Here is a 21537-nt window from a genome sequence, read left to right as displayed (position 1 = left end):
CTATCGGCGCAGGATGACGAGCCACCTCCCCAGGTTCAGAATGCTGGCCAGCGATGCCGCCACGTAGGTGAAGGCGCAGGCGGTCAGCACATGACGGGCGCCAGGCATGTCGTAGGGAGGAACGTAGTCCTTGAGCAGCGGCAGGGCGCGCTGGAAGCTGGCGTCGAATTCCACTGGCAGGGTGACCAGGTGCACCAGGGCCGCCGTCCCGAAGCTGATCACCGCGGCCACCACCACGATGGCCAGCCCACCCGGCAAGCGGGTCAGAATGAACAGGAAGGGAGCCGCCATCATCAGCAGGGCGCCGATCTTCTCGGCCTTCTGCGCCACGCCCACCAGGCGGGCTCGGGCGATCAGCGGCGCGTAGCCCTGATGATGCTGGATCGCATGTCCCACCTCATGGGCCGCCACCGTCACGGCGGTGAGGGAGCGCCCTTCGTAATGGTCGCGTGATAGCCGCACCCGGCGCGCCTCGGGATCGTAGTGATCGCCCTGCTCGGTCAGCTCCACCTGCACCCCCTCGATGCCCATTCGCCGCAGCAGGTGTTCGGCCAGCTCGGCGCCGGTACCGGGGTAGTCGTCCCGGCCGCGGGAGTGACGTGCCAGCACCCACTTGGCCCAGGCATTGGGAAGCAAGAAGATGGCCAGCAGCATGGCAATCAACAGCACGATCATCGAGGGTCTCACTCCGGCAGGGCAGATCACGGCGTCTCTGGGTTGGACCAAGCCTACCAGAGCGGGTTTCACGGTGCAGAGGGAAGCACTGGCAATATCAGCGTCAGATCGTCTCTTCGCGGGAATCCCGGCGCACTGCCTGCAAGCCCTTCTCGGAGATGAAGCCCCGGTCATGGGCATGTACTGCCATCGCCGTGCTATCGGCGGCGAGCTGCAGTTCGCAGTCGGTATGGGCGATCTCCTCGCGCAGCAGGTCGATGGCTCGCTCGCGGTCGGCTCGGCTTTCAACGCGGCGAATATAGATGGCCTTCACCCGGCCAGGATGGTCCTTGACGATCCGAGTGTAGACTTCGGGGTCATGCTGGCCACTGTCACCGATCAGTACGCAGGGCAGGTCATCGAACAGCTCCAACATGCGGGTAATCAAGGCGTACTTGTGCTCTTCGGCACGCCGCGGCCAGGGCCTCCGCCAGGTGATCCCCCACTCACGCAGGAACAGGATCGGCCCCACCGGGATGTCATTCATCTGGAAGAATTCCTCGAGCATTTCGTAGATGCTCCAGGGGCCTCGCGAGACATAGAGGATCGGACGGCGTGCTTCTTCACTCTGACCGACATAGAGCGCCTGATATAAGGCGGCCACGCCGGGGAAGGCGGTTCGCTGATGGGCCTGCTTGACGAACAGCCGGTAGAGCATGCGCAGCTTGTCGGCCACACCGGTATACATCACCGTGTCGTCGATATCGCTGATCACCAACAGGTCGGTGTCTTCCGGAGGAATATAGACATCGGTGAAGCTGTGGATGGGCTCCGCCCCGTCATGGGTCACGACGTGAAGGTCGGCGCGATGCCAGGAAGTGTCCAGCGGCAGCGGCTCATGCAAGGCGAGCTTCGCGTTGAAATAGCCCTCATGATCCGTGGTCACGGTGATGTCGTTGCCACCGAGGGTGACGTGTACCTCCACATCGGGCAGCCCTCGCCTGACGATGCGCCGCGCCACATCGGCGACATCGCGCAGGGCACCATAGCGAGGAATGACACGCCCCAGCCTGGTCTGGCGGAAGACACGCCCCATCAGGAATGCCTCGCGGGCGGAGCCATATCCACGGTAGGGGTGGACCACGGGACCGCCACGGCCGCGGTCGCTCTTCATGGGCCTGGCGATGGCGCGTAGCAGGCGCCGGATCCGTTGCGGTGCCCGGGGGCGATCAGCCATCAGGCGGAGTGCCCGGAAACAGCATCACGCCATGGTCTCGACTGGGCCTGTTCAACCTGCATGATGGCTCTCCTTGTCCTGCCTGTGTCGTCCTGCCCGTATAGCCCCATCCTTCCCTGCCTGCACTGCGTGCCTGGCCCCTTCCCATAAAACGAGAGGCATACTGGCCAGTGTGAAGCATTGCGTCCCAAGATCAAGCCAGACGGCGCCCCTGGCACGGTATGTCCATACAACGCAGCGGGACGACGAAGGGAGCACCGCGCAACGCAGCGATTCGCTCGCGCAGGCATTTGTGCAGTGTTTCCCTAACTCAGCAGGGAAAACACCATGCCAAGCAGCGCACAGCCACCCAGCACCCTGAGTATGCCCAGCTTGTAACGGAAGATCGCCAGCATGGCCCCGGCAGAGAGCAGCAGGGCCAATGGATCCAGGGTGACCAGGTCAGGAATCAGCAGCCGCAGGCCCGCCCCACGCCACTCCCCCACTTCGCCGAACACCACATGGATGCCGAACCAGACCGCCAGGTTGAGCACCACACCCACCACGGCCGCGGTGATCGCCGTCATCGCGCCGCTCAGGGCGGCATTGTCGCGCAACCGCTCCACGTAGGGGGCACCGAGGAATATCCACAGGAAGCAGGGCATGAAGGTCACCCAGGTGGTCAGCACCGCGGCAAAAGTCGCCGCCACCCAGGGGTCCAGGGTGCCGGCGTCGCGAAACGCCCCCATGAAGCCGACGAACTGCACCACCTGGATCAGGGGGCCGGGAGTGGTCTCGGCCATGCCCAGCCCGTCGAGCATCTCCCCCGGTGCCAGCCAGCCATAGTTCTGAACCGCCGCCTGGGCCACGTAGCTCAGCACCGCATAGGCACCGCCGAAGGTGACCACGGCCATCTGGCTGAAGAAGGTGGCGATCTGGGTAAAGACACTATCGAAGCCCAGCACGGCAATGAGCAGCACCACCGGGGTGAGCCACAGGGACAGGAAGATGGCCGAGACCTTGAGCGACCAGGCCCGGTTGACGCGGGCATGATCCGGCAACTGCTCGCCGAGCAACGACTCGCTGTCGGCAAGCCCCCTCTCCCCGTTGGCGCCATGGCCGCCCCCTACCTGGAACAGCGGCGAGCCCGCCCGACCGCCGAAGTAGCCGATCAGGGCCGCGGTAACGATGATCAGGGGGAAGGCAATGTCCAGAAAGAAGATGGCCACGAAGGCCGCGGCGGCAATGCCCAGCATCACATTGTTCTTCAAGGCCCGCTTGCCGATCCGCACCACGGCGTTGACCACGATGGCCAGCACCGCCGCCTTGAGGCCGAAGAAGAGCCCTTCGACCAGGCCCACGTTGCCCAGTGCCGCATAGAGGTAACTGAGTGCCAGGATGGCAATGAACCCCGGTAGCACGAAGAGCGTGCCCGCCAGGAGGCCACCGCGGGTGCGATGCATCAGCCAGCCGATATAGATCGCCAGCTGCTGCGCCTCGGGGCCGGGCAGCAGCATGCAGTAGTTCAAGGCATGCAGGAAACGGTTTTCGCCGATCCACTTCTTCTCTTCCACCAGGATACGATGCATGACCGCGATCTGGCCCGCGGGTCCGCCGAAGCTCAGCAGGGCGATACGCAGCCAGACATGCACCGCCTCGCGGAAGGGAACATCATGGGGGACGGCAATGGGCGGCATAAAAGTCCCTGGTGCGGTTCGGAAAAGCGATTCGACAGCCGAAAAAAAGAAGCCCCGTATATCAACAGGGCTTCGAAGACAATATTAACAGGGCCTCAAAGACAGCAGGATGACGCGATCAGCGTGTCAGCAGGTCTCGCACGTCCTTCGCCTCCCAGTGCGGGAAGTGCTTGCGCACCAGCGCGTTGAGATCCGCCTCGAAGGCGGCCCAGTCGACCTCACCGCTCGGCTTGGCATCGTCCTTAACGACGGAGCGAATCATCCCCGCCCCCACGGTGACGTTGGTCAGCCGGTCGATGACGATGAAGCTACCGGTACCAGGGCTCTGCGCATAGGGGTCCAGGGCCACCTCAGCGGTCAGCTCGACGCGGCAGCGGGCGATGGCATTGAGCTCGAGCTGATCGGTGCCGTGCCGCTCCAGGGTGTTGACGTCCACCTGATGGTGAATGGTGCGCACCTGGCCCGAGACCGAGCGCCCCGCCAGGCGAATGTCCACCTGACGGCCCGGCGCCAGGGGCTGCTCGTGCATCCACACGATATCGGCATCGAAACGGTTCGACAGGGCGATATCGGCATCCTCGGCGACGATCCAGTCCCCACGGGAGATATCGAGCTCGTCTTCCAGGGTGACGGTGACCGCCTGGCCCGGCCAGGCGGCTTCCAGATCGCCGTCGAAAGTGACGACCCGCTCGACGCGGCTGGTCTTGCCCGAGGGTAGCACCTTGATCGCAAGCCCGGGGCGCAGCACGCCCGCTTCCAGGGTGCCGGCATAACCGCGGAAATCCAGGTTCGGGCGGTTGACGTACTGCACCGGAAAGCGCAGGTCGACCACGTTGCGGTCCCGTGACACCTCGACGGTTTCCAGCAGCTCCAGCAGGGCCGGGCCGGGCTCGCCCTCGACGGTGTACCAGGGCGAGCGGTCGCTGCGGTTGACCACATTGTCGCCTTCCAGCGCCGAGATCGGCACGAAGCGGATGTCGGTGGCCGACAGTTGCTCGGCGAAGCGACGATAGTCGGCGACGATCTCGTTGAAGCGCGCCTCCTCGAAGCCCACCAGGTCCATCTTGTTGACCGCGATCACCAGATGCTTGATACCCAGCAGGTCGGCGATGAAGCTGTGGCGCCGGGTCTGGGTCTGCACCCCGTAGCGGGCATCGATCAGGATGATCGCCAGGCTGGCGTTGGAGGCGCCCGTGGCCATGTTGCGGGTGTACTGCTCGTGGCCCGGGGTATCGGCAATAATGAACTTGCGCTTGTCGGTGGAGAAGAAGCGGTAGGCCACATCGATGGTGATGCCCTGCTCGCGCTCCGACTGCAACCCGTCGACCAGCAGCGCCAGGTCCACCGCTTCGCCGGTGGTGCCACTCTTCTTCGAGTCCCGGGTGATCGCCGCCAGGTGATCGTCGAAGATCATCTTGGAGTCGTGCAACAGCCGGCCGATCAGGGTCGACTTGCCGTCGTCGACGCTGCCGCAGGTGATGAAACGCAGCAGGTCCTTGTTCTCGTGCTCGTGAAGGTACTGCTCGATGTTTTCGGCAATCAGGTTGGACTGGTGTGACATTAGAAGTACCCCTCGCGCTTCTTCTTCTCCATGGAGCCGGCCTGGTCGTGATCGATGGCACGGCCGCTGCGCTCGCTGGTGCGGGTCAGCAGCATCTCCTGGATGATCTCGGGAAGGGTTGCTGCCTTGGACTCCACCGCACCGGTGAGCGGATAGCAGCCCAGGGTACGGAAGCGCACCCACTTCTCCTCGGGAACTTCTCCCTCGGCCAGCGGCATGCGGTCGTCGTCGACCATCACCAGCATTCCGTCTCGCTCGACGACCGGGCGCGGGGCGCTGAAGTAGAGCGGCACGATGGGAATTTGCTCCAGGTGGATGTACTGCCAGATGTCCAGCTCGGTCCAGTTGGAGAGCGGAAAGGCGCGAATCGACTCGCCCTTGTTGATGCGGGCGTTGTAGAGGTTCCAAAGCTCCGGGCGCTGGTTCTTGGGGTCCCAGCGGTGGAACTTGTCGCGGAAGGAGAACACGCGCTCCTTGGCTCGGCTGGCCTCCTCATCCCGGCGGGCACCCCCGAAAGCGGCATCGAAGCCATACTTGTTCAGCGCCTGCTTGAGGGCCTCGGTCTTCATCACGTCGGTATAGCCGCTGGAGCCGTGGTCGAAGGGGTTGATGCCGGCGGCACGGCCCTCTTCGTTGGTATGCACCAGCAGCTCCATGCCCACCTCTGCCGCCATGCGATCGCGAAATTCGATCATTTCGCGGAACTTCCAGGTGGTGTCCACGTGGAGCAGCGGAAACGGCGGCGGGCCGGGATAGAAGGCCTTGCGCGCCAGGTGCAGCATCACCGAGGAGTCCTTGCCGATGGAGTACATCATTACCGGGTTGGCAAACTCGGCGGCCACCTCACGAATGATGTGGATGGACTCGGCTTCCAACTGCTGAAGATGGGTCAGGCGCTGGGTCGAAAGAGATGCCTGCGCCGTCCCGGCAGCCTGGGAGGCCGGCTCGCGCGCGGGTGCATGAAGACTGGTCATCGGCCCGGGTACCTCGCATGACAAAGGGCAAGAAGGATCATGCGACACAGGTTAACGCCGGAACCATAATAACGTAAAAGAATGATTGCCTATCTTTTTAGTCGATATACGAATAACGCTACGCCATCAGAGGTCGACACGCTCCACCCAGGTCAACCACTCGCCGTCGGTCAGGTCGACAATGCGATAGCCTGGACGCGAGGCCTCATCGATGGCGAAAACAGCCGAGCCGGGCAGGAACTGGTCTGTCGTGGAGGGAGTACCGTAGATGGCAACTCCCTGCCGATGGCTGGCCAGCGCCTGGTGAATGTGACCGCAGAGGATCATTCTTACCTGGGGAAAGTCGGCCAGCGTCAGCCACAGGACGTCGCGATCCTTTAGCCCGATGGCATCGAGCCATTCCGAGCCCAGGATGAGCGGCGGATGGTGCATGGCCAGCAGCGTGGGCCGGTCGTCCGCTCCCAGCCGCTCGACCAGTTCGGCAAGACGCGTTTCCCCGATCTCGCCATGAGCCTGGCCAGGTACGCAGGTATCCACCGTCAACAGGCGCCAACCGTCAAGATCGACCTCCCGATGGGTAGCCTTGACCGGCTCCATCAACTGGGGCTGGTCGTGGTTGCCGGCCAGCCAGAACCAGGGGCAATCCAGCCGCGACAACACCCCATGGGCGAACTCATAGGAGGCGGCGGTCTCGTCCTGGCTGATATCGCCGGTAACCAGCACCAGGTCGGGATGCTCACCGATGGCAGCGTTCACCACCGCCTCGAGTTGGCGCAGGGGGAAGCCGGCCCGGGAGCGTGCACGGGGATCGGCATGGAGGTGACAGTCGGTGATCTGGACGATACGCATCAGGGCAGCTCACTCATCAAGAACGCCCTCTTCAAGGCAGTTCGGGCAGGTCGGCGGGGTGGCCGTGCGCCAGGCCATGGGCCAGCCACTCGCCAAGGAAGCGATTGAGCTGCAGTTTTTCGTCGGGCTGGAACATACGCAGGTTGGGGTAGCGGTAGCGGCCGTCGAAGTGGCGTTCGCGCTGAAAATCGGTGACCTCGGCCATGCGCACGTCATGATAGAGATGCACTCGCATGCGCGGCGGCTCGATGAGCCCTTCCATGAGACCGCTCTGGGTCACCCGCGCCATGGTGGTATAGGGCGCCTGCTCGAGGATCTCCAGATGCAGGGTGCCGAAGCGGCCGTTCTGCCCGGTCAGCTCCAGCTGTCGGGTTTCGCCTGCGCCCAAGTCGCCCAGCAGCCGGGTCAGGCGCAGGTAGTTGGCACTGCATTCACCCTGCAGGCCCTTCAGATCGGTCACATAGGCGGTTCTTGCCACGCTACCTCCTTGCTCTCAGAGATGCTCGCTCGGCAGCCAACCAGTATAAGGCGATAAGACACATGGCATTGTCGAGTCGGCCAGCCTGCAGGAGTTCCCAAGCCTGAATAAACGGTAGCACGTGAACGCGAATGTCCTCGTGCTCTTCGTCGAGCCCATGCACGCCTCCCAGGCCCCCGGAGTCCACGAGGGCGCAGTAAAGGGTAACCCGCTCGTCGCAGGCACCCGGGCTCGGGTAGTAGGTGTGCAGCTCGATCACTTCGTCGACGGGGCAACCTGCCTCCTCCATGGCCTCGCGGCGAGCCACCTCGGCCCGACTCTCCCCCGCTTCGACCAGGCCGGCCACCACTTCGAGCTTCCAGGGCGAAACGGGGTCGGCCAAGGCACCGGCGCGGAACTGTTCCACCAGTACGACGCAATCCCGCTCCACGTCGTAGAGCAGTACCCCTACGGCATCATGACGGCAATGGACCTCACGCACCACCTCGCCGCTCCAGCCACCGTCGAAGAGCCGATGGCGAAGGTGCACCTCCTCCAGGCGAAAGAAGCCCTGATGGAGGCAGCGCCGTTCGCGCAGCTCTACATCGTCCGCCGAAAAAGCGGGGAGAAGCGTGATATCGCGGCTCTGGTCGTAGTCGAGGTTCTGGTCGTGGCTATTGGACATGCCATTCTCCAATCGACGAATGGCGACCATTATCATGACCGGGGCCCGAAATGCCAACTGCCGTGCGGTCAGAGCGACCAGCACGGCAGTGAAGGGCAGGTCCAGGAGGAGGATTGAGGAAGAGAGGAGCAGCCTTGAAGGATCAGAACGTCGCCAGCAGCGCTCGGGCCTCTTCCCGCAGCGCCTCGTCGGATGCTTCCCTGTCCGGGCGCGCCGTGCCACCCACGGCACGCTGGGCGTGCTCGCGGGCCTCGTCGTTGCGCCCTTCATCCTCCAGGAAAGCGGCATAGTAGAAGTTGACGTCGATGCCGTCCGGGCGAATCTCAAGCGCACGCTGGAACATCTGCTCCGCGGTATCGCTGTTGCCGAAGCCGATCGGGCGACCCGGCGCGCGGTCATACAGTGCCCCGAGTGTCACGTAGGCAGAGCCGTTACCCCCTTCCGGATCGAGTTCAATGGCCTTTTCAAGGGCTTCGCGGGCGCTGCGCGCACTGCCAAGGGCGCCCAGACCGCTGCGCTCACGGGCATGGGAAGCCTCGATGATGCCATACCAGATCAGCGGCTGGGCCTCCCCGGGATGGGCCTCTGCCAGGCGCTCGGCCTCGTCGGCGAGCGACTTCAGGGCACGGCGGCGTTCGCCCTCGGCCCGCTGTGTATTGATCTGCTCCCAGCGCTGCTTCAGCACTTCCACGTCACCTTCCCAGGCAACGGCGCTGCCGATCGGGGCCAGCGCAATGCCGATGCCCAGCGCAACGGCGAGTAGATGGTGTCGAATCATGTCCGGTCTCCTTGGGGTTATTCTTGAACGGTGCGACGGGGTCGTCCATGCAATGTAACGAACGTTTGAATTAACTTCCAGTTTCCGCTCTGACGCTTGGCCAGCGCCGGGAGAATGGCGTATGTTGCGACTCTCAGTCGAAACAGGAGCGGAATGGCATGAAGGGCCGCAACATGACCCGCTGGCGCGACCCGGCCAAGGATCCGCGCCAGGAACCCAAGAGCAACCTGATCACCCTCGAGGGGGCGGAACGCCTGCGCGGCATCCTCGACCACCTCTCCCGGGTGAAGCGCCCGGCCCTGTCGGCCAAGGTGGGTGAGGCGGCGGCACTGGGGGACCGCAGCGAGAACGCCGACTACACCTACAACAAGAAGGAGCTCAACCGCGTTATCGCGCGGATCCGCTACCTGACCAAGCGGCTCGACGAACTACAGGTGGTGGACCGGCTGCCCGCGGCGACCGACAAGGTCTATTTCGGTGCCTTCGTCACCCTGGAAGACGAGGAAGGCGAGGAGATGCGCATTCGCATCGTCGGCCATGACGAGACCGATACCGCCAAGCGCTGGATCAGCGTCGACGCACCCTTGGCCCGTGCCCTGCTGGGCAAAGCACTGGACGACGACGTGACGGTGAAGGCACCGGCTGGCGATACCACCTACGTGATCACGGATATCGCCTACCGCGATCCACAACAGTAACGCATGGAGGCGCCATGCCCGTGGTATTCCGCTACAAGGGAATTCGTTTCTTCTTCTACTCGAATGAAGGGAACCCGCTGGAACCCATGCATATCCATGCCGAGAGCGGAGACGGTGAAGCCAAGATCTGGGTCATGCCACAAATCGCCATCGCCAACAGCTGTGGCTACAATAGAAAGCAGCTTGCACAGCTCATGCAGCTGGTGGAAGCACATCGCAGCGAGATCGAGAGGGCCTGGAATGAGCATTTCCGCCAAGACCGTCAGCTTTGACGAGCATACCATGTGGGTCGAACTCAGCGACGGCCGGACCCTGGGCGTGCCCTTGGCCTGGTTCCCCCGCTTGCTGCATGCCAGCCCCGTGGAGCGCGAGCGGTGCCGGATCAGCTATTCCGGAAAGGGACTGCACTGGGACGACCTCGATGAAGATATTTCCGTCGAAGGCCTGATTGCCGGACGCGGCGACACGACCCAGCACCATGGATGCGTCGCCTGAAGGCTAGCCTGAATTTCAGGAGAATCAGCGCCTCGCCTTCACCGCTCGATAGACCCGAAAGCGCCGGTCGTCGGCAAGGATTTCGAAGCCGCCGAAGGCGCTCTGCAGCAGATCCGGGTAGGGCAGGAAGGCGTTGGCCACCAGGATCAGCTGGCCGCCCGGCACCAGATGCTCGGGCGCCTCGCGGATCAGGCGACCGGCCGGGCCGTAGTCGATGTTGCGCTCCTGGTGGAACGGGGGGTTGCTGACGATGACCTCGAAACGCCGCTCACCCAGGGTCGAGTAGACGTCACCGGCCAGCGCCTCGCCCTGCAGATCATTGGCTATCAGGGTGCGCCGGGTCGCCTCGACGGCAAAGCCATTGACGTCCACCGCCGTGACCCTGTGGCCGCGCCGCGCCAGCCAGGCCGCCAGCACCCCGTCGCCGCAGCCCATATCGAGTAGTTCGCCGCGCCCTTTCGCCCCGCCTTTCGGCAGCACATCCTGCAACTGCTCGAGCAGCAGCCTGGTGCCATCATCCAGCTTGCCGTGGCCGAACACGCCCGGGTGGCTGATCAGGGTCAGCCCGTCGGCCGCGAAGGAGGACCACGCCGCATCCGGGTCGATATCCACCCGGCCCAGGCGGGTCTCGAACAGCGAACAGCGCCGTGCGCTATCGCATTTGCGGCAGCCCAGCCCCAGCGCCGCCAGCACCTTGAGCACCCGCTTGATACCGCCCTGGTTCTCCCCCACCAGCTGCAGCCGCGTTCCCGCAGGCAGGTTGGCGCAAAGCCACAGCAACCACCACTCTCCCAGGGCGTGCGCCTTGGGCCAGAACAGCACCACTCCCGGCTGCTCTGCTGACACCGGGGCATCGACGGGGGAGTTGGCCGCAAGGCCTCGGGCCCGCCAGGCTTGCAGCACCGCATGGTCGGCGCTGAGCACGCTGCCCTGCCCCGCCCCACCCTCACCGCCCTCGAGCCAGGCATCACGGGGCGGCGCTACCCACAGCCAACCCCGGTAGTCGGCGTCCTGGCGCTCGAGCAACTGGCAGACCGGGGTCTCGGCAGGCATCGGGGATCTCCTTGATCAGGTGGCGGTATCGGTACGAACCAGGGTGTAGAGCAGATAGCGCCCCAGCCGCCAGTGGGGTTCCGTGCGGCAGTAGCGCTGTTCGAGCGCCACCAGCCGACTCCAGTCGGCCTCCGTGGTCGGCGGATGGCGCAGGTAGTCGTGAAAGACACGAATGCCCGCCACTGCCTCGATGGCCAGGCCGTTCTCGGCGCTCCAGATCTCGATCTGGCCGTGGGTCAGCGGCGAGATCGGCGTCAGCCGCTGGCGCTTGCCGGTGCCCTCGAGGCGGTCATCCAGCGCTTTCTCGAGATTGCCCTTGACCACGTTGGACATGCGCAGCGCATCGCGGTTGAACACCATCAACGACAGCTGCCCTCCCGGCGCCAGCTGTCCGGCCAAGGTGGCCAGCGCCGCCCGGGGATCGTGCAGCCACTCCAGCACCGCATGACAGGCAATCAGCGACCAGGGCCCCTCCGCACGATGCGACAGTGCCTGCAGCGACGCCTCCACGAAGGTGATCGGCTGCCCGGCCAGCGCCTGGCGGGCATGATCGAGCATGTCGGCGGCCGGCTCGACCAGGGTGACCGCATGGCCCCGCAGGGCAAACCAGCCGGAGAGCTGACCCAGGCCACCACCCACGTCGAGCACCGGCTGATCGTCGAGGTGGAGCATTTCCGGCAGCAGGCGATCGAGCAGGGCCAGGCGCAGCGCTCCGCGGGGGCCGCCATAGAGGCTGCCGGCAAATTTTTCGGCCAGTCCATCGAAATGGCGATCGCCGGCCGACGAGAAGGGAGAAACGCGATCAGGCATGCAGGGCTCGGCAACGGCGGAATATAGCGGGCATTCTACCTGCCTTCGAACGGCCTGGGCAGGTGCCGTTGCCATTGCACCTCGGCCTCTACCTGGGCCGCCAGCGCGAGCAGCCGTCGCTCGTCACCCATGGCACCAATCATTTGCACCCCCACCGGCAAGCCAGCCGGGGTGACATGCAGCGGCAGCGACATGGCCGGCTGGCCGGTGAGATTGGCCAGTTGGGTATAGGGGGTGCGTGCCAGGGCATCCCTGGCCAGGTGCTTGAGCATACCCGCCTTGAGCGCCAGCCTGGCGATGCCGGGAATCGCCAGCAGCGACATCAGCCGCTCCCGGGCCGGGGGCGGGTAGAGCTCGCCCAGGCGTGGCGCCGGGGCAGCGGCCACCGGCATCAGCAGCATGTCGTAGCGTCGATGAAAGACACCCATGGCGCGAGCCGCCTCGTTCCAGTAGCGCTTGGCCAGCTCATAGTCCCGTACCGGCAGGCAGCTGCCGAGCCGAGCGATGGCCCGGGTCGATGGCTCGATGTCGAGCCGGGAAACGGTGACGCCGGTCTGCTGACTGATCCAGGCCAGGTCGGCGGTGAGATGGCCCAGGTAGAGGGTCAGGTAGCTATCGGCCAACCGCTCGCCATCCACCGGTGGCTCCACCCACTCGACGTGATGCCCAAGCCCTTCTAGGGTTCGGGCCGCCTCTTCCACTGCCAGGCGCACCTGGGGATCGAGTACGGTACCCATCGGCTTGCCCAGCGGCTCACCCAGCGAGACCGCCACCCGCAGCGGCCCGGGAGGCCGCTCCAGTGCCGCCAGGAAGCCCTGCTCGCGCGCCACCGGATAGGGGGCACCCTCATCCATGCCGTTGGTGGCATCGAGCAATGCCGCGCTATCTCGTACGCTGCGGGTCACGGCATGCTCCACCACCGCCCCTTGCCACACTTCGGCATGCATCGGGCCCAACGGCACCCTGCCCCGGGAAGGCTTGAGGCCAAACAAGCCGCAGTAGCTGGCGGGGATGCGAATCGACCCGCCGCCATCGCCGGCCATGGCCAGCGGCACCAGCCCAGCGGCCACCGCAGTGGCCGCCCCGCCGCTGGAGCCACCGGGGGAATGTGCCGCATTCCAGGGGTTGCGCGGATGGGGAAAGGCCCGCGGCTCGGTGATGCCCATCAGCCCCAGTTCCGGCGTGGCTGTCTGACCGAGAATGGAGAGACCCGCCTCGCGCAGGCGGGTGATCAGCGTCGAATCCACCGGGGCTTTCCAGTCGGCAAGAGACGCACTGCCGAAGGCCAGCGGCTCGCCTTCCAGCGCCATCAGCAGGTCCTTGGTCAGGGTCGGCACCCCGGCGAAGGGTGCCGCGGGGTCAGTCTGCCGGCCCTCGGCCCGGGCCCGTTCGAAGCGGGTGCGAACCACCGCCGCAAGGCTGGGGTTATCGGCCTCGATACCAGCACAGGCCGCCTCGAAGACCTCACCCTGGCTCACTTCACCCCTGCGAATCAGCGCCGCCAGACCCAGGCCGTCATGACGACGGTACTCATCGACTTCCATGTGAACTCTCCTCGATTGTCGTCACGGGTGGCGCGTAGCGACCTGCCCACCGCTCCCGGCCATGCTCCAGCCAGGAGAGCAGCGCCGGTATCACCAGCAGCACCAGCAGCGTCGACACCCCCAGCCCGAAGGCGATGGAGACCGCCATGGGGATCAGAAACTGGGCCTGCAGCGAGGTCTCGAACAACAGGGGCAGCAGCCCGCCGATGGTGGTCAGCGAGGTGAGCAGCACCGCCCGCACACGCTGAACCACCGACTCGTTGAGTGCGTCATCGATGGCCAGACCGCGGTCGCGCTGCAACCGGTAGAAGCTGACCAGGATGATGGCGTTGTTGACCACGATACCGGAGAGGCCAAACAAGCCAAACAGCGACAGGATCGTCAGGTCGATCCCCATCAGCCAGTGCCCCAGCAGCGCACCGATCAGCGAGAAGGGGATGATCGCCATGACGATCAGCGGCAGGCTCCAGGAAGCGAAGACCCAGGTCAGCACGGCGTACATCAGCCCCAGGCCTATCAGCAGCCCGGTGCGCATGTCGGCCAGGGTCTCGCGCTGGTCGGCGGCACGCCCCTCGAAGCTGTAGCTCAGGTGATGATCCCGGGCCAGGGCTGGCAATGCCGTGGCCGACAGCGACTCACGCACCCGGTCGGCCGAGCTGACCGACGTATCGAGCTCGGCGGTGACCTCCACCGACAGCTGCCCCTCGGCATGACGCAGCGCCTCGAAGCCCTGTCGGTGTGTCAGGTCCATGACCTGATCCAGCCCCACCTGGCGACCGTCGGGCAGATGCACGGCGAAGCCCGACAGCGTGGCTATGCGCTCGCGCTGCTCCCGCGGCAGCTGGACACGCACTTCGATCTCGTCGGCCCCGGCCTGGTGCACCTGCACCACCTGGCCGTCGAAGGCGGTACGCAACTGGCGGCCGAGGTCGGCGGTGGTCAACCCTAGGGCCTCGCCCCAGGGGTTGACCCGGTAGATCAACTGCTCCCGACCCCAGGGCATGTCGTCCTGGGTATCCAGCACGCCGGGCAGGCTGGAAAGCGACTGTCGTAGCGAGTCGGCCGCCTGGCGAAGGGCCAGGGGATCCTCCCCGGTCAGGCGGATATTGACGTCCCGGCCCGGCGGACCGGCTGCACGCTCGTTGATGGTGAGGTTATCGAGCCCTGCCGGCAGCCTGATGCGCGCTCGCCAGGCGGCGATGAATGCGCTGTTGCGCACGTCGCGATGGTCCGATGAGATCAGCTCCACCATCACCGACCCCACCTCGTCGGCACTGCGACTCGCCCCGCCCTCGATGGTAGCACCGTGGCGAACCACGGCCATCTTCACCAGGTCGCCGCCCAGCGACTGCTCCGCCTCGTCGAGGCTGGCCTGCAGGTGATCGAGGAAACGGTCCACCCGCTGTCGCTCGGTACCGGCCACGAAATTGACGTTGGCGTAGAGCACGCTGGGCTCAGGCGCGGGGAAGAAATTGAATCCGATGCGACCACCGGCCAGCAGGCCCGCCGTCACGATGGCCACCGCCAGGGCCATGGCGACCGTGGCTCCCCGGTGTCGCAATGAGAGGGCAGAGAAGCGTCGAAAGGGGCCCTCACGAAAGCAATGGAAGCCGTTCTCGAAACCCCGGCGAAGGCTGCCCAGCCCGCGTCGAGGGCGCTCGGCTTGCGAATCGGTACGACCGGGGACGAAGGCATTGCGCAGGTGGGCCGGCAACACCACGAAACACTCCAGCAGCGAGGCGATCAGTACGCAGATCATGATGATCGGTATGTCACCCAGGATATTGCCGATGATCCCGCCGACCATCAGCAGCGGCATGAAGGCCGCCACCGTGGTCAGCGACGAGGCGAGAACCGGCCACAGCATGCGCCGTGCCGCTCCCGCCGAGGCGTGCCTCGGGGCCTCGCCGGCGCGATGATGGGCATCGGCGTCCTCGCCCACCACGATGGCATCGTCGACGATCACCCCCAGCGCCATGATCAGAGCGAACAGCGACATCATGTTGATCGAGCCGCCGATGCCCCAGAACACCCCAAGCGCCGCCATGAAGGCGGTGGGAATGCCGATGGCGACCCACAGCGCCACCCGCGCCGGCAGGAAGAAGTAGAGCAGGATCACCACCAGCAGCAGCCCGCCGGCACCGTTACTGATCAGCAGCGAGATGCGCTCATCGATCAGTTGCCAGGACTCGTCGTGCACTTCCAGCTCGACGCTCGGCGGCAGCTGCGGCCTCGTTTCAGCCAGCCACGCAGCGAGGACCCTGGCTGCCGCCAGGGAGTCGCCGGTCTCGGCACGCTGCAGCTGCATCTCCACCGCCGCCTCGCCTTCGCGACTGAGCCTCAGCTGCCCCTCCCTCGGCTCCTGGCGGATCACCGCAATATCGCCCAGCCTCAGCTGCACCCGGTCGCTACTGAGGATCGGCAGGTTCTCGAAGGCCAGTGGGTCACGCCGCTGCTCCAGCGAACGCAGCTCCCGGGCACTGTCCTGCTGACCCAGGATACCGGCGGGCAGATCCCGGGACATGCCCTGGATACGCTCGGCAATCTGATCCAGTGACAGCGACAGGCCCTGCAGTCGTTCCGCCGGCACCTCGACGCTGATCTGCTGCTGGGCCAGGCCACTCACCTCCACGCGGTCGATACCGCGCAGGAGGAGTTCATTCTCGAAGCGATGCACCAGCTGGCGCAGCTCGCGCTCATCGAGTTCGCCGCGCACCAGCAGGCGCGCCACCGGCTCGTAGCGCACCACCCGGGAGACCTCCGGCGTCTCGGCATCCGCCGGCAGGCTGGTGAAGCCGTCGACCTGCTGGCGCACATCATCCAGGGCCAGCACCGGGTCGCTGCCCTCGACGAATTCCAGCGTAATGTTGGCAATGCCCTGGGCCGAAGTAGAAGTCATGCGCTTCAGGCCGTCGAGGCTGCGCAACCGTTGCTCCAGCGGGTTGGTGACGCCCTGCTCAATATCCTCGGCAGAGGCCCCGCTCCACACCACCCGCACACTCACCACATCCAGGGCGAAGCTGGGAAAGAACTGGACGTTCATCCGCGCGATGCCCAGGGCACCACCGAGCAGCATCGCCAACATCACCAGGTTGGCGGCAACCCGGTGATGCACAAAGAAACCGATAACCCCCCGCCTGCGACTCATGGCTGAGGCTCGGCCGGTGGCGGTGCGGTGTCAGCCGATTCATCGGCCATCCCATCGTCCGGGGCAACGTCCACCCGTAGCCCCTGCATGGCGTTTGGCAGGTGCGTGACAATGATACGGTCACCAGCGGAGAGCCCCACGGGCTTCACCAGCGCCCAGCGCTCACCGTCAATGCCGAGAGTCTCTCCCAGCCGAATCACGGTATGACGCTGCAGGCGACTCTCTTCATCGATACGGTAGAGCACATCGCTGCCGTGCAGGGCACTGAAGGGCACCGCCAGGGCCTCGGCCACCACCGAACGCTGCAACAACACCGGCTGCAGCGCCCCGGGGCGAAGGCCGGAGGCGCTTCCTTCCAGCATCAGGATCGCCTCGGTACCGCCCGGCTCGCTCTCCCCGGCCAGGCGCTGCAGCCGGAAGCGCTGGACGCCTTCCACCGCCTCCGCCATCAACGGCTCCCCCTGTTCGAGCGACTCGCCCAGCTCGGCCAGGTAGCGCTGGGGTACCCTGGCGTGCAGTTCCAGTCCGTCCATGGGATAGAGTCTCAGCAGCACCGCCCCAGAGGCCACCTGATCCCCAGGGGCGACCCGAATGCCGGTAACGACACCGTCGAAGGGTGCCTCCACCCGACTGCGATCCGCATCCCGTCGTGCCGTCTGCTCCACGGCTTCGGCCCGTGCCAGCCGCGCCTGCAGGCTTTGCAACCGCGCCGGGTGCTCGGCAATGGCTCCCTCGCGGGTGGCCACCGTCAGGCGGGCACGGGCCAGGGTGTCGCTGGCGTTGTCCAGGTCCGATGGGGAAGCGAGGTTGCGCTCGACCAGCGAGCGGGTGCGCTCCAGCTGACGCTGCGCGTTGGCGACGATATCGCGCTCCCGCGCCAGGGCTTCACGGTCGTTATCGTGGCGGATCCGCTCATTGGCGATCTGCGCCTCGATATCCGCCACCTCCGCCTCGGCCTGACGCAAGGGCGGCAGCGTATCGGCTTCATCCAGGGCAACGAGCAATGTGCCTGCCGCCACACCCTGTCCCTCCTGCACTGGCCGCTCGGCGACCCGCGCCGGCATGGGAGCCACCAGGCTGACCCGGCCCTGGGATACCACCTCGCCGAACAGTGGCAACACCGGCACATGCTCGCCATAGGCCACCACCATCGACTCGACCCGCCAGCTGCGCTCCTGCGCCACTGCCTCTGCCGGCTCCGGACGCGTGAGACGCAGCGCCAGGAAGCCGGCCACGCCAATGACCAGAATCAGAACGGGAAGGAGACGCTTGATCATGTGGGCTTCCTGGAACATGCAAATAACGCATAGGAATGAAAAGCCACTACTATACCGCCCAAGCGCCGGAGGTGGGCAGGTCTGTGACGGGGTGTGACAGTGTTACGCAAGCAAGGCTCTCGGTCGTTACGGTTTATCTTGCCGCCCCAAGCCCTTATAATGCGCAGCCGTTGCGCCCCCATAGCTCAGCTGGATAGAGCGTCCCCCTCCTAAGGGGAAGGTCCCAGGTTCGAATCCTGGTGGGGGCGCCAGTAAAATCAATGCATTAGCCCTATCCCTTCTCTTCACAATCCCCTCTGAACTGGCGTCGCCCCCAACAGCGACCCCAACAAGATCGCTCGGTAGGGACAGACACGTGCAGCATCAACGCTGCGGTAGACCTTTCAAGGCAGCAAGATCTCATATGGCGAAAGTACGGCATCGCGGGGCTTTGGGTTTGTCCCACATCATCGCTTTACCAGCAAGCTCATCAGATGAGACGACCCCAAACTACAGGGTCTGGCTGCAAGGCGCTTGATTTCTTTACCGGAGTCCTTCGATGAACGAGCCGTTACAAAGCCTCGAACAACTACTCGATCGAATCGGTGAGTTATCGCGCAGCCACGAACGGGTCTCGGTCGCGATGGTAGTTGAATCGATTGGCAGTCGTTCTTTCGGGCCGCTGTTGATGCTCATCGGTATCACGCTTTTTTCACCGCTGAGCGGTGTGCCCGGCATGTCCTTATTCATGGCGTCTTTCGTTTTGCTGGTAGCGGTACAGATGCTGATCGGGAAAAGACACTTCTGGTTACCACATTACATCCTCGATCGCTCGATTGAGCGCGGCAAGCTGCAGAAAGTGTTGGACTGGCTCAGAAAACCGGCGCAGGGAATAGACTGCGTCTTGAAGCCGCGGTTGTCCTTTCTGGTACATAACGGTGGGAGCTTCGGAATTGCCGGGCTATGTGTGGTTATCGGCTTGTGCATGCCATTCATGGAGCTAGTTCCTTTTTCATCTTCGGCTGCCGGCTTGGCGCTGCTGGCGCTAGGGCTTGCGCTAGTGGTACATGACGGATTACTGGTACTGCTTGCGCTTGTGGTATTTGGCTCAACTTTAACATTTGTCGTTATGAATATACTTTGATTGAAACATCATTTCAGTGCGAGAGCCTCCAACCGGATACTTTGGTTACTGGTGCTTCACATTGACCTTTCCCCCAGAAACCGGTCCACCGCCAATGTGAGATTTCCGCTACGTTTATCTATCACCCTGGTTATCGACCGTTAGTCGCATCACTGTTGTGCTTCCCCGCTCATATAACCAACCGTCAGGGACTGACCGGTTGCCAGTGGGCTCGGTTGCGTCCTGCTTCCTTGGCGGCGTATAGGCCCTGGTCGGCGCGCTTGATCGCTGGTTTCAGGGAGCCTTCCCGTGCGCTGACCAGTGTGACGCCCAACGAAGTGGTATAGGCCAGTGCGCCATCTTCCGTGACGTCCTGATCGACCTTGGCCGGGGTGGTGGCGACCGCCTCACGTAGCCGCTCGGCGACCTGCAGGGCCTGCTCGCGGTTGGTGTCAGGCAGCAGCACAGCGAACTCCTCGCCGCCCATGCGGCACAGCACGTCGCCATCACGCAACACCTGGCGAGCGAGCTTGGCGAAGGCCTGCAGCACCAGGTCGCCCACGTCGTGGCCATAGGTGTCGTTGACGCGCTTGAAGTGGTCGAGGTCGATGGCGATCAGCGACAGCGACGCCCCGCTGCGCTCGGCGCGGGCGATCTCCATGACCGCCTGATCCTCCAGGTAGCGGCGGTTGCCCAGGCCGGTGAGCGGGTCGGTCAGCGCCTGCATTTTCAGCTTCTCTTCCAATGCCTTGCGTTCGCTGAGGTCGAACACCATGGCACGGGAATACTGGAAACCCTCCTCGGTCACATGCGCTTTGCCCTGAATCGCCACCGGTAGGCGAGTGCCATCACGACACAACAGCTCGCACTCGGCACTTCCCTCCTGTCCCTCGCCCAGCACCTTCTGGAAGGCGGCGTCGAATGCCGCGCGGGTCTCCGGGGTGACAAAGTTGCGGTAGTGGCACCTGTCGATCACCTCGTCGGCGCGATAGCCCAGCCAGTCGAGCTCGGTGCGGTTGATCTTGATCACCCGGCCATTGCTGTCCAGCGAGTGGTAGCCGCAAGGGGCGTGCTCGTAGAGATCCTGCACCTCACCGGCATACTGACGAGCCTCGCGGGAGAACGCCAAGGCGCGCTGCCTGAGTCCACGCAGGCGATAGTTGCTGAGTACCCAGAACACCCCAAAGGCACCCGACAGCAGGTAGACCAGTGCGATGGCCAGCAGCTGCACCGGGTTCTCCTTGAGCAGTCCCCAGAGACTGGGCCGCGGCATCAGGATGCCGAGACGCCAGGGCTGGGTTTCCGCCTCGCTAAGGATCATCCCGGCCTGGCTGCGGTAGTGCTGAGTGCGGATGTCGTGGCTGCGGAAGGCAAGCAGATGATCCTCCAGGATAACTGTGCCCTGGTTACGGGCGCTCAGGGCGCTCCAGGCGTCATCCCAGCGCTCTTCCAGCGGTTGGCCGAAGCGTTCCACTTGACCTTCGGTGCCGGACAACAGCCACTTACCCTGGGCATCCACCAGCAGAGCCTCACCCGGGGCCTCACCAAGTGCATGGGGCAGTGTCGTGGTAAGTCGTGACCAGTCTAGGGTGAACAGCAACACGCCCAGTCTCTCGCCTGTGTCACCGACGATCGGTGTGGCAATGTCGATGACGGTGGTCGCTGGCGCCTGCTCCCCGCCGGAGGCGCTCAGGCGAAGAGAAGAGACATAGAGGTCCCGCGCCTGCAGGCTCATGGCCTTGCGGAAGGCGGTTGTCGCACCATGGTCGGCCACCGGCGGCCGCGACAGCTGAGGCACCGTCGAGGTTGCGACCCACTCACGGCCCTCGGTGTCGACGACTGCCAGGCGGGTGTAGCGGCCAAAGTGGGTCAGCAGGGTGTCAAACAGCGCCTCCAGCTGTTCCCAGTCGTTCTGCGACGCCAGGCCCCATGTCGGCGTGGGGGCAGCGTCCTGTCGGGACAGGAAACGCTTCAGCTGCGGGTACTCCGCGGTGGCCAGCACCTGGTTGAAGCTTTCGTTCATGCTACGCAGGAGCAGGTCGTACTCGGATGCAAGCAGCGCCTCCGCCGACCGGCGCGTGCCGTCGGCTCGATCCTTCAGATGTGAGGTAAAGATGGGCGTCAGTGTCAGGGTGACCAGTGCCACGGGGAGCAACACGGCTACCGTCAGGCGGACCCATAAAGGTTTGATGATCATGGGCGGAACCTCGAATAAGGTTAGCCGCGGTCCCTGCAGGCAAGTGGTCCTGGATATCAGGAGCAGGACGGGAAGGGCTTTGTCGCTGACTGCGCGCAGTATCCAGCAAAAGCTGCGTGGCGTCATCCTGTGGGCAAGTACCTTGCCCACCAAGACAAGCTCGGTCACTATCCACAGATGAATGGCCTTGGACTATCAAGCACCGCGCCTCATCCCCGTATGTATGCGGCGTGGTGAATGGAATATGCCTACGACGCCTTCTATGCCCATCAAGCCAAGGAGCACGAATGCGACCGCACGGACTATGAGTCACAGGAAGGCCCTTCGCATGCACATGAACGA

18 protein-coding genes, 1 tRNA gene and 1 pseudogene are annotated in these 21537 nt (G+C 64.6%); 5 read left to right on the top strand and 15 right to left on the bottom strand.

Annotated features, from left to right (window positions below; translation table 11 throughout):
- From DU505_RS02010 to DU505_RS01970, 9 genes are all read right to left on the bottom strand, one after another.
- Nucleotides 1–675, bottom strand: a complete 675-nt coding sequence (locus DU505_RS02010) for a zinc metallopeptidase (protein WP_114477314.1) — start codon at nt 673–675, stop codon at nt 1–3.
- 103 nt (nt 676–778) lie between these two features.
- Complete coding sequence (locus DU505_RS02005) at nt 779–1891, bottom strand: App1 family protein (RefSeq protein WP_245947739.1); 1113 nt, start codon at nt 1889–1891, stop codon at nt 779–781.
- Between the two features lie 305 nt (nt 1892–2196).
- On the bottom strand, nt 2197–3567 hold the full coding sequence (chrA, locus tag DU505_RS02000) for a chromate efflux transporter (protein WP_114477312.1): 1371 nt from the start codon (nt 3565–3567) through the stop codon (nt 2197–2199).
- A gap of 118 nt (nt 3568–3685) precedes the next feature.
- Complete coding sequence (cysN, locus tag DU505_RS01995; RefSeq protein WP_114477311.1) at nt 3686–5128, bottom strand: sulfate adenylyltransferase subunit CysN; 1443 nt, start codon at nt 5126–5128, stop codon at nt 3686–3688.
- Complete coding sequence (gene cysD, locus DU505_RS01990) at nt 5128–6102, bottom strand: sulfate adenylyltransferase subunit CysD (protein WP_114477310.1); 975 nt, start codon at nt 6100–6102, stop codon at nt 5128–5130. The genes cysN and cysD overlap by 1 nt, the downstream gene beginning before the upstream one ends.
- Before the next feature lie 126 nt (nt 6103–6228).
- Nucleotides 6229–6951: a phosphodiesterase gene (locus DU505_RS01985; protein WP_114477309.1), complete on the bottom strand. Its 723-nt coding sequence runs from the start codon at nt 6949–6951 to the stop codon at nt 6229–6231.
- 31 nt (nt 6952–6982) lie between these two features.
- Nucleotides 6983–7429, bottom strand: a complete 447-nt coding sequence (locus DU505_RS01980; RefSeq protein ID WP_066445289.1) for a DUF1249 domain-containing protein — start codon at nt 7427–7429, stop codon at nt 6983–6985.
- Between the two features lies 1 nt (nt 7430).
- Complete coding sequence (locus DU505_RS01975) at nt 7431–8093, bottom strand: NUDIX domain-containing protein (protein ID WP_114477308.1); 663 nt, start codon at nt 8091–8093, stop codon at nt 7431–7433.
- Nucleotides 8094–8235: 142 nt separating this feature from the next.
- The gene (locus tag DU505_RS01970; protein WP_114477307.1) at nt 8236–8871 is read right to left on the bottom strand and encodes a tetratricopeptide repeat protein; all 636 of its coding nucleotides are present in this window, start codon (nt 8869–8871) and stop codon (nt 8236–8238) included.
- 158 nt (nt 8872–9029) lie between these two features.
- Between DU505_RS01970 and greB the strand changes: the two genes are divergently transcribed.
- Genes greB through DU505_RS01955 form a run of 3 tightly spaced genes read left to right on the top strand, consistent with a single transcriptional unit; the run spans nt 9030 to nt 10064 of the window.
- A complete protein-coding gene (gene greB, locus DU505_RS01965) occupies nt 9030–9569 on the top strand; it encodes a transcription elongation factor GreB (protein WP_114477306.1) in 540 nt (179 codons plus the stop codon).
- A 14-nt stretch (nt 9570–9583) separates the two neighbouring features.
- A complete protein-coding gene (locus DU505_RS01960; protein WP_114477305.1) occupies nt 9584–9841 on the top strand; it encodes a DUF4160 domain-containing protein in 258 nt (85 codons plus the stop codon).
- A complete protein-coding gene (locus DU505_RS01955) occupies nt 9810–10064 on the top strand; it encodes a DUF2442 domain-containing protein (protein WP_114477304.1) in 255 nt (84 codons plus the stop codon). Before DU505_RS01960 ends, DU505_RS01955 begins: the two co-directional genes overlap by 32 nt.
- Nucleotides 10065–10088: 24 nt before the next feature.
- On the opposite strand, the gene DU505_RS01950 is transcribed toward DU505_RS01955, so the two are convergent.
- The 5 genes and pseudogenes from DU505_RS01950 to DU505_RS01930 all read right to left on the bottom strand — a co-directional run bounded on the left by DU505_RS01950 (nt 10089) and on the right by DU505_RS01930 (nt 17896).
- The gene (locus DU505_RS01950; RefSeq protein WP_114477303.1) at nt 10089–11117 is read right to left on the bottom strand and encodes a methyltransferase; all 1029 of its coding nucleotides are present in this window, start codon (nt 11115–11117) and stop codon (nt 10089–10091) included.
- Between the two features lie 15 nt (nt 11118–11132).
- Nucleotides 11133–11927, bottom strand: coding sequence for a methyltransferase domain-containing protein (locus DU505_RS01945; protein WP_114477302.1), 795 nt, complete (start codon nt 11925–11927; stop codon nt 11133–11135).
- Nucleotides 11928–12094: 167 nt separating this feature from the next.
- Nucleotides 12095–13471: pseudogene (locus tag DU505_RS01940) on the bottom strand (amidase); the annotation flags it as partial.
- Complete coding sequence (locus tag DU505_RS01935; RefSeq protein ID WP_114477300.1) at nt 13458–16619, bottom strand: efflux RND transporter permease subunit; 3162 nt, start codon at nt 16617–16619, stop codon at nt 13458–13460. The pseudogene DU505_RS01940 and the gene DU505_RS01935, both read right to left, overlap by 14 nt.
- Nucleotides 16616–17896, bottom strand: coding sequence for an efflux RND transporter periplasmic adaptor subunit (locus DU505_RS01930; RefSeq protein ID WP_114477299.1), 1281 nt, complete (start codon nt 17894–17896; stop codon nt 16616–16618). Before DU505_RS01930 ends, DU505_RS01935 begins: the two co-directional genes overlap by 4 nt.
- A 174-nt stretch (nt 17897–18070) precedes the next feature.
- Between DU505_RS01930 and DU505_RS01925 the strand changes: the two genes are divergently transcribed.
- Nucleotides 18071–18147: transfer RNA gene (locus DU505_RS01925), tRNA-Arg, on the top strand.
- Nucleotides 18148–18434: 287 nt separating this feature from the next.
- A complete protein-coding gene (locus tag DU505_RS01920; protein ID WP_114477298.1) occupies nt 18435–19019 on the top strand; it encodes an exopolysaccharide biosynthesis protein in 585 nt (194 codons plus the stop codon).
- Between the two features lie 184 nt (nt 19020–19203).
- On the opposite strand, the gene DU505_RS01915 is transcribed toward DU505_RS01920, so the two are convergent.
- Nucleotides 19204–21195 (bottom strand): sensor domain-containing diguanylate cyclase, encoded by a 1992-nt coding sequence (locus DU505_RS01915; protein WP_114477297.1) that lies wholly within the window; start codon nt 21193–21195, stop codon nt 19204–19206.
- Nucleotides 21196–21537 lie beyond the last annotated feature (342 nt).

Origin of the sequence: Billgrantia montanilacus, from assembly GCF_003336675.1 — a bacterium.
In the GTDB taxonomy this organism is placed as follows: domain Bacteria; phylum Pseudomonadota; class Gammaproteobacteria; order Pseudomonadales; family Halomonadaceae; genus Halomonas; species Halomonas montanilacus.
This window is presented reverse-complemented; position numbering and strand designations above follow the sequence as displayed.